Raw genomic sequence first — 8,602 nt, 5'->3', positions numbered from 1 at the left:
CCCTGGCGACGGGTGCTCTGCCCTCGCGGGCGTACTCGATGCGGTAGAGCGCCGAGTTGGCGTCGCCGTTGAACCAGCCGGTGCCGTAGTCCAGCACGTAGAGCGCGCCGTCCGGGCCGAACTCCATGTCCATGACCTGGGTGCCGGTCCACGGGAACGGGTTGATCTTCAGCGGTTGGCCGGACGCGTCGAGCTTGATGTTCTTGATCCAGCGGCGACCGAACTCACCGGCGAAGTAGGTCCCGTCGTAGTACTCGGGGAACGCCACGGGCGAGGTGTTGTTGCGGTCGTACCGGTAGACCGGGCCGCCCATCGGCGAGAGGCCACCGCCGGTGAACTCCGGCGGCGAGCCGGAGCCACCGTACGGCAACCAGGCCGGAACGGCCGGCGGCAGCTGGGTGATGCCGGTGTTGTTTGGTGAGTTGTTCACCGGCCCACCGGCGCAGTTGAACTTCGCCCCGGACGGGCCGGACGGGAAGGTGTAGTCGTTGTAGGCGTCGTTGCGGGCGGTGCAGTACGGCCAGCCGTAGAAGCCCGGCCTGTCGATCCGGGCGAACTCGACGTTGCCCGCCGGCCCCCGGTTCGGGTCGGCGGTGCCCGCGTCGGGGCCGTAGTCACCGAGGTAGACGATGCCGGTGGCCTTGTCCACGCTCATCCGGAACGGATTGCGGAAGCCCATCGCGTAGACCTCCGGGCGGGTCCGCGCGGTGCCCGGGGCGAACATGTTGCCGGCCGGGATGGTGTAGCCACCGGCCGCGCTCGGCTTGATCCGGAGGACCTTACCGCGCAGGTCGTTGCTGTTCGCCGAGGTGCGCTGCGCGTCGAACGCCGGGTTACGGCCCGCCCGCTCGTCGATCGGGGTGAAGCCGGCCGAGTCGAACGGGTTGGTGTCGTCACCTGTGGACAGGTAGAGGTTGCCGGCCGCGTCGAAGTCCATGTCGCCGCCGACGTGGCAGCACATGCCCCGGCTGGTCGGCACGTTGAGGATCAACGTCTCGCTGGCCAGGTTGATGGTGTTGTCCGCATTGACGGTGAACCGGGCCAACCGGTTGACACCCTCCCAGACGGCGAACTCGGCCGGGGTTCCGGTGGCCGGCGCACCGCCGCCGGGGGTGCTCAGTGGTGGGGCGAAGTACGCGTACACCCAACGGTTGGTGGCGAAGTTCGGGTCGACCTTGATGCCCTGCAAACCCTCCTCGTCGCCGGTGTAGACCGGCAGGGTGGCGGCGATCTTGGTGTTGCCGGCGGCGTCGGTGTGCCGGATCACGCCGTTGCGGGAGGTGTGCAGCACGCCCCGGTCCGGCAGGACGGTGAGGCTCATCGGCTCGCCGGTCTCGGCCGCGCCCTTGGCCAGCTCCACCTGCTGGAAGCTGCTGGTGACGGTGGGGCCACAGTCGGCGTCGACCGCGCCGGCGGCCGTCCGGATGCCGCCGAGCAGGTGCTGACGGAAGTTCGCCTCGGTGTACGACGCGTCGGTGTGGCCGAGGCCGGTGTACCAGGCTCGGCCGCCGGAGTAGTTCTGGCACCAGGAGATCGGGTGGTCGGCACCCATGCTGCCGCCGGTGTAGGTGGTCTCGTCCAGGGTGGCCAGCACGTGCGCGTTGCCCCGGGGGTTGGTCCGGTAGTTGTACAACTCGTCGAACCGGCTCCACCGCTGCGGCAGCCCCGCTGTGGACGGGTGTACCTGGTCGGCGACCTTGACCGTGACGTTCTGCTCGGCCGGGTGCGAGGCGAAGTACGCCCCGACCAGTCCCCCGTACCAGGGCCAGTCGTACTCGGTGTCGGAGGCGGAGTGCACGCCGACGTACCCACCGCCGCCGGTGATGTAGCGCTCGAACGCGGCCTGCTGGGCGGCGTTGAGAACGTCACCGGTGGTGGAGAGCCAGATCACCGCGGCGAACCGGTCCAGGTTGGCGTCGGTGAACTGGGCGGCGTCCTCGGTGGCCTCGACGGTGAAGCCGTTTGCCGCACCGAGTTGCTGGATCGCGGCGATGCCCGGGGTGATGGATCCGTGCCGGAACCCGGCGGTCTTGCTGAAGACCAGCACGGTGAAGGGTGCGGCACTGGCCGTGGGTGGCGAGGCGGCGATGCCGCCCGCCACGAGGATCGCGCTCAGCGCGAGGCCGAGCCACGATCTCAGGGATCTGCGCACAGTGGGGTCCTTTCGCGGTGCGGGGGACGGCGTGCGCCGATCACGCCAGGCGGTGGTGGGACGAGACATGTGAATGCATCGTTGCGGTCGGATCACGGGCGCGTCAAGCACTCTCCCAGCATCCGTGAGAGCGTTATCTCCGCAGGTCACGGACGACTGTGTGAAGTGAGATCGAATAACGGTTTTCGGGCCACGATCCACGGTCGGGGGCTCCGGAGCCGACACCTGCGCCTGAGTCACCGTCCTCGACGGTTAGGCAAGGCTGGCCTACACAAAACATCCCAAAAGATAGGGAATTGTCCGGTCGGAGCCGGGTATGGAGATGACCCGGTGCCACCGACGGAAGCGAGATCGTCATGACCGACATGCTGGAGATGCCGCGGGTACACGAGTGCACAGTCACCGACTGCGGCTACAACCACGACGGCTGCCACGCGTTCGCCATCACCATCGGGCAGCAGAACGCCAGCTGCGCCACGTTCATCGACACCTCGGCGAAGGGCGGGCTGGACCGCGTCATCGCCCAGGTCGGTGCCTGCAAGCGGTCCGACTGTCAGCACAACGCCGAGCTGGAGTGCCACGCGCCGTCCATCCGGGTGGGTCCGGGTCAGGACATCGCGGACTGTCAGACGTACGAGCCGCGCTGATCCCGGCGCGACACGAGTAAGGGACGGCCGCCACTGCCGTCCCTCACTCGCGTCGCGCTGCCGACCAGGCAGGTGCTCAGCGCCCGCCCGCGGCCAGCTCGGCGATCATCCCCTCGCAACTGCGGACGACGACCTGAGCGCCGCGGCGCTGCGCCAGCGGGAGCAGAGGATCCTCCGCCCGGTCCCGCCACCGCCACTGCGCCTCGGCCGCGACCTCCCAGAGTTGCCGCACGTCGGCCTCATGCTCGACACCGAGCCGAGCCGCGAGGCCCACCCCGTCACCGCCGACCAGCCGTTGCGCCTCGGCAGCCAGCTCCGCGTCGAACCCCAGCCGGGTGTTCCGCAGCGCCACCAGAAGGCGCAGCTCCCGGAACTCGTGCGCGCCGGCGAGGATCTGCTCCACCGCGCCGACCAGCTCGGCGGAGCCCCGAGTCGGCTCGGCCCGCAGCAGCGCCTCCACCGCGGCCAGCGCGGACCGCGCCTTGAGGGCGTCGCGGCGATCGATGAAGGACCGCGTCACCGACTCACGCAGCTCGGTGAGACCACTTCGCCGAATCAACTCGGCGGAGAGCTTCACCCGGCTGTCGAACCCGCTGCGCACCAGCGTCGCCGCCAGCCGGACACCGAAGAGCCCGAACCGGCCCAGCAGCGCGTCGCGCACCTCGGTGTCCAGCCGTACCGGCAGCTCGCCGCGGAGGAAGCGGTCGGCGGAGATGAGGTGGGCGTCCAGCTCCGCCCGGGGCACCTGAGCCACTGTCGCGAGCGCGGCGAAGTCGGATTCACCGAGCAGACGACCGGCCAGGCCGATCATGCCGCTGCACGCCACGACGTTGACGCTGAGCGCGTTCACCCTCGGGTCGCGGTAGTGCCGGCGAGCGAGCTGGCGGGCAGTGAGCAGACCGTCAATCCGGCCGCCACCGGTCTCGTCGGCGCGGGACAGCACCATGATCACGTTGACCGGAGCGGACTGCCCGACGGCACTGTCCCGTGCGGACTCCAGCACGCGCAGGTCGCTGTCGCGACCGTCACGGGTCAGGTACAGCACCGCGTCCGAGTCGCGCAACACCCGCTCCAACACCGGCACCCGGCCCTGCTCGACGCCACCGGTGACCGCCGGAGTGTCGATCAGGGTGATCTGCCGCAGCGCCCGCGTCGGCCACCGCACGACGATGTCCCGCACCTCCCCCGCGCCCCAGCCCAGATCCACCCGCAGCCCGGTCGCCGACTTCACCACCGCCAACTCCTGCGGTGGCTGCCCGACCGGGTAGGCGGTGGCACGCGGCGCGGCACCGTCCTCGTACCAGGTGAAGGCCCCGTCCGCCCGCTCGACCGGCGCGACCTCCTCGCCCATCAACGCGTTGAGCACCGTCGACTTACCCGATCGCCACGGACCGACGATGGCGATCCGCAACGGCTGCTCCAACCTGGCCACCTGTTGCCGAAGCTCGGCGACGGCCCGGGGATTGTCCTGGTACAGCTCGATGGCCTGGTGCAGCAACCCCCACGCCGCCTCGTCCAGGCGCACTCCCACAGTCATGCCTGCGGCTCCAACAGCAGCGGGGCGGAACGGGCACCGGTCAACTGCTGAGCCTGCTCGTACACCGCAGCCAACCTGGTCATCTTCAGCCGGATCTCGCGCTGCCGCTGCTCGCGCACCGAGGCATCGGTGTCGGCCTCCTGCTTCGCGCTGCGGAACGACTGCACGATGGCCTCCTGCAGCTCCTCGGTCAGCCCCGTGAAGTGGTCGCGCAGCATCCGCTGCACCTGCCGGGCGGCGTCGCGGCAGTCTCGGATGATCCGGACGAAGAAATCGTCGACATGCCGCTGGATGGCCGTCTTGACCGTCGCCTGCCGCCGACGGAGCAACTGCTTGCTCTCGTCACGGATGCTCTTGCCGCCGAAGAGCGCCCCGATGCCGACCGAAACCGGATTGATCATCGGCATGCCGGCCAGGGTGGTCGCCAGACCGAACATCAGCATGCCGCCGTACGAGCCCTTCATGCCGGTGAACAGCTTCTGACCGGTGGTGAACCTGTCGATCGTCGGCCGTTGCAGGTCGGGCAGTCGCTCGCCGATGTCGTCCGGCATCGTCATCGACCAGGGCGGCAGCACGTCGTAGCCGTACCTGTCGAAGTTGGCGGCAACCCGCCGGGCGATCCAGTCACAGCGCTGGATCAGCCACTCGTGGTTCGCCTCCGCCGCCTCCACCAGGCTGCGCTCCAGCCAGTCCTGGAAGGTGTCCCAGGCGACCAACGGGTCCGCGGTGTCGAACGCCTCGTCCACCGCGCGCAGGATCTGTCTGGTCCGGTCACGCAGGTCGTACTCAAGGTCGGCGAGCAGATCGGTGATCTCGTCGGTCAGCGTGTTCTGCCACCGGGTGGAGCACCGGCGCAACTCGTCGACCTCGCGCTGCGCCGCGTGCAGACGGGAGATCGGCCCGGACTGCTCCTCGGCCTCCTGGGTCGCCAACTCGGCGCGCAGCGGCGCGGCCAACTGCTCCACCACCGTCCGGGCCACCGTCTGCACCGCCGCCCGGGCCAGGTGATCGGCCTTGCCGGCCAGGTCACCTTGCAGGCGGGCGATCAACGCGGGGAAGCCCGACTCGGCGTTGAGCCCACGGTCGTCGGCGGCGGCCGCGCGCAGCCGCAGCGCCGCCGAAACCGGGATCAGCGTCGCCGGAAGCCCCGCCTCGGCCAGGTGCTGCCGGTTGCGCTCGGCGACAGTCCGCCAGTCCGCCACCAGATCGGTCTTGCTCTGCACCACCACCACGTTCGGATGCGAACGCGTGATGTGCAGCAGCATGTTCAGCTCGGCGACCGACAACTCCCGAGTGGAGTCGGAGACCAGCAGCACGGTGTCCGCGCGGGCTGGCGCGGCGACCGAAGCGGCGGCGCCGATGCCGGCGACCTCGTCGGCGCCGGGAGTGTCCACCAGCACCAACCCGGCACCGAGCAGCGCACGGGGCACTCCGATCTCGACGTACGCCGGGCCGCCGCCCGGCCGACGACCGGCCAGGCCGGCCACGCCCGCCGCTACCTGGTTGAGCGCCAGCGGGGTCCGCTCGACGGCCACCGCGTCGGCGGCGCCGGTGGGGTTCCCCGGGGCTGATGGTGGCGCCTGCGTCACCGCCGCGGTGGGGGCCTCTGCGTGCCGCACCACGGTCGGCAGGATTGTCGTCCGGCCGTCGCCGACCGGGCAGGCCGGAGCGTTGATAATCGCGTTGATCAGCTGACTCTTGCCCTGGTTCGGCTCGCCGATGACCAGGACACGCAGCGTCGGGTCCAGCAGTTGCGCGCGCTTCTGCCGCACCGTCTGAAGGAGGTCACCGCGACCGTGTGCACTGCACGTGCGGGCAATTTCGTCCAGCACGTCCAACCAGATCCCGGCCATCACCGCACCAAGTGTGCGGATTTCGGCTCAATTATCAAGAGGGACCGGATGTGGAACCGGGAAGGGCCGGATCGCCCGAGACGATCCGGCCCTCCGCTCCGACCGGAGATCCGGATCAGAGCAGACCGCCGGTGATACCCAGCAGCCCGTGATCGGACGAGGCGTGCGAGTCGCCGCCGAGCACACCATCGGTGGCCCCACCGGTCACGTCACCGACCGTGTCGGTGACACCGGGGAGGAGGCTGTCCACCTGGTGCGTCACGCCGCCCACCGTCGACGAAACGTCGAGCGGCGGGACCCCGCCGACGATGCCGTCGCCGTGCCCGAGGCCCAGCCCGCCAAGGGTGTCGTCGACACCGAGGGAGCTGACGACCCCGCCGAGCTGACCGTGGGTGCCGGAGAGGACACCGCCGGTCAGGTCGCCGCCGATCAGGTTCGAGTCAGCGACGCCGAGCAGACCGCTCGGGTCTCCGACGGTGCCGGTGACGTCCCCGAGCACCGGGTCCGCGATCGCGTCCACCGGCTGCACCACGTCGGCGTCGAGGGTGTGCGCCACGTCGGAGACACCGGCCAGGTCGGTGTCGAGGCCGGACGGGCCGACACCCAGACCGATGCCCGGCAGCACGGTGACCCCGGCGGCGGCGGTCGACGGGTCGACAGCGATGGCGCCGAGCACGCCGGCCTTGACGTCCACGCCACTGGGCGAGCTGGTGACGCTGATCTGCTGCGCCACGCTCTGCAACTGACCCACCACGTCGGTGGTGTCGGTGAGCAGCGGGTCCAGCCCGAGCTGCCCGACCGGCGAGGCCAACGGCGCGAGACCGGCACCCGGCGCGTAGTCGACGACCAGCGGTACGACGTCCTGCACGTCCGCAGCGGTGATGTCGGTGAGCCCGGCGCCCCGCAACGCGCCCTCGGGGTCGAGGTCGAAGGCCGACCGCGCATCCGGGTTCGTCAGTAGGTCGAGCACGAAGTCGTGGAGCGTCTGCTGCGAGTCCATGTGCCGGTTCTCCTCGGATGTGGCATTGGCGGGGTGTCGTACGTCGACAGTGACGACGCTATTGCCGGGGCTCACCCCCGGGCATCGGGGCTGAGCCCGCATCCGGGCCGGTTGAACTAGGGGCTGCGCCACCTCGTACGTTAGGGGGACAGGGGGAAACCGTCCCGTCGAGATTAGGGTCCCGACCAGGGACTGATCTCTGGTACGAACGTAGGAGCCCGCGGGGTTCGCCGGGGGTGGGTCGTCGGGCAGCCGACGCCATCGCCACCGACCGGCTGACTCACGGGGAGAGACAGAGACGATGCCGTACGTCCTGGGGATAGACATCGGAAGCAGCAACACCGCCGCCGCCGTCGCACGGCGACGCGGCGCGACCTGGACCCGTCCCGAAGCCGTCCCACTGAGCGCCGGCTCACCTCTCATTCCTTCGGTGCTGTGCCTGGTCGAGGACGGTTCGCTGCGCGTCGGCGAGCCGGTGACCGACGACGGCAGCCGCACCACCCGGGACTTCGTCCACCGGATCGGCGACGACGTGCCGGTGCTGCTCGGCGGCGAGCCGTGCGCGCCGCAGACGCTGACCGCCGAACTGGCGGCGTGGGTGGTCGAGCGGGTCCACGCCCTGGAGGGTGGGGCGGCCGAGGCGATCGTGCTCAGCCACCCGGCAGGGTGGCGCCCCTACCGACGGGAGGTGCTGCACCGGGCCCTGTCGGACCTCGGCCTACGGCACGTGACGTTGCTGCCCCGCACGGTCACCGTCGCCGAAAGCCACGCCGCTCGGGGGTTCGCGGGAAGCACTGCCGTTGTCTACGCCCTCGGGGGCAACAGTTTCGAGGCGGCTCTGGTGCGCCGCACCCCGCGCGGCACGTACGAGACGTTCGGCACCCCGCAGGGTCTCGACTCGATCGGTGGCGCCGACTTCGACGAGGCGCTCGCCGAGCATGCCCGTACCGTGCTGGCTCGAGAGTTGGCCGCGACCGGGCGTCGCGGGGCCCAGGCCGCCCTGCGCGGGCTGCGCGCGGAGTGTGACCGGGTCAAGCGGGTGCTGACCGTCGACCTCACGGCCGACGTGGTGCTGACCCTGCCGAGCGGCCCGGCGCGGGTGCCGGTGACCCGGGCGCAGTTCGAGGCCATGATCCGCCCGACGGTGCAGGCCACCGTCGACCTCCTGCTCCGGGCCGTGCGCAGTGCCGACCTGACCCCGGCGCAGCTCGACGGCGTCCTGCTTGCTGGCGGCTCCACCCGGGTCCCGCTGGTGACCGAACTGATCGGCGCGGCTCTCGCGGTGCCCGTCGAGGTGGAGCCGGACGCACAGTTGACCGCCGCCACCGGGGCGGCGATGGCCGCCTGCCAGGTGGTGTCCGAAACTCCGGCATCCGCACCGGGTAGTCCCACGGGGAACGCACTACCGCGAGA

Annotated in this window: 6 protein-coding genes; 2 read left to right on the top strand and 4 right to left on the bottom strand. The window is 70.6% G+C overall.

The window, feature by feature from the left end:
• A partial coding sequence (locus ABZ749_RS22545; RefSeq protein WP_357230702.1) for a ThuA domain-containing protein occupies positions 1-2,152 on the bottom strand: 2,152 nt, incomplete at its 3' end.
• Between the two features lie 356 nt (positions 2,153-2,508).
• On the opposite strand from ABZ749_RS22545, the gene ABZ749_RS22540 reads away from it, so the two are divergent.
• Positions 2,509-2,799: a DUF1540 domain-containing protein gene (locus ABZ749_RS22540; RefSeq protein WP_357205816.1), complete on the top strand. Its 291-nt coding sequence runs from the start codon at positions 2,509-2,511 to the stop codon at positions 2,797-2,799.
• Positions 2,800-2,875: 76 nt separating this feature from the next.
• On the opposite strand, the gene ABZ749_RS22535 is transcribed toward ABZ749_RS22540, so the two are convergent.
• From ABZ749_RS22535 to ABZ749_RS22525, 3 genes are all read right to left on the bottom strand, one after another.
• Positions 2,876-4,336 carry a hypothetical protein gene (locus ABZ749_RS22535; protein ID WP_357230698.1) on the bottom strand — a complete coding sequence of 487 codons (1,461 nt, stop codon included), beginning with the start codon at positions 4,334-4,336 and terminating at the stop codon, positions 2,876-2,878.
• Entirely contained in the window at positions 4,333-6,108 is a 1,776-nt protein-coding gene (locus tag ABZ749_RS22530) for a dynamin family protein (protein WP_357230695.1), read from the bottom strand. Before ABZ749_RS22530 ends, ABZ749_RS22535 begins: the two co-directional genes overlap by 4 nt.
• A 196-nt stretch (positions 6,109-6,304) precedes the next feature.
• Positions 6,305-7,189, bottom strand: coding sequence for an IniB N-terminal domain-containing protein (locus tag ABZ749_RS22525; protein ID WP_357230692.1), 885 nt, complete (start codon positions 7,187-7,189; stop codon positions 6,305-6,307).
• 301 nt (positions 7,190-7,490) lie between these two features.
• On the opposite strand from ABZ749_RS22525, the gene ABZ749_RS22520 reads away from it, so the two are divergent.
• On the top strand, positions 7,491-8,602 hold a 1,112-nt coding region (locus tag ABZ749_RS22520), incomplete at its 3' end, for an Hsp70 family protein (protein WP_357230689.1).

This window comes from Micromonospora sp. NPDC047753 (genome assembly GCF_040642735.1).
Lineage (GTDB): Bacteria > Actinomycetota > Actinomycetes > Mycobacteriales > Micromonosporaceae > Micromonospora.
Note: the sequence above shows the minus strand (reverse complement) of the source record. Positions and strands in the feature narration are given on the sequence as shown.

Excerpts from the sequence above, each read along its gene's own strand:
- ABZ749_RS22525 (WP_357230692.1), bottom strand. The coding sequence starts at position 7,189 with ATGGACTCGCAGCAGACGCTCCACGACTTCGTGCTCGACCTACTGACG.
- ABZ749_RS22540 (WP_357205816.1), top strand. The coding sequence starts at position 2,509 with ATGACCGACATGCTGGAGATGCCGCGGGTACACGAGTGCACAGTCACC.
- ABZ749_RS22535 (WP_357230698.1), bottom strand. The coding sequence starts at position 4,336 with ATGACTGTGGGAGTGCGCCTGGACGAGGCGGCGTGGGGGTTGCTGCAC.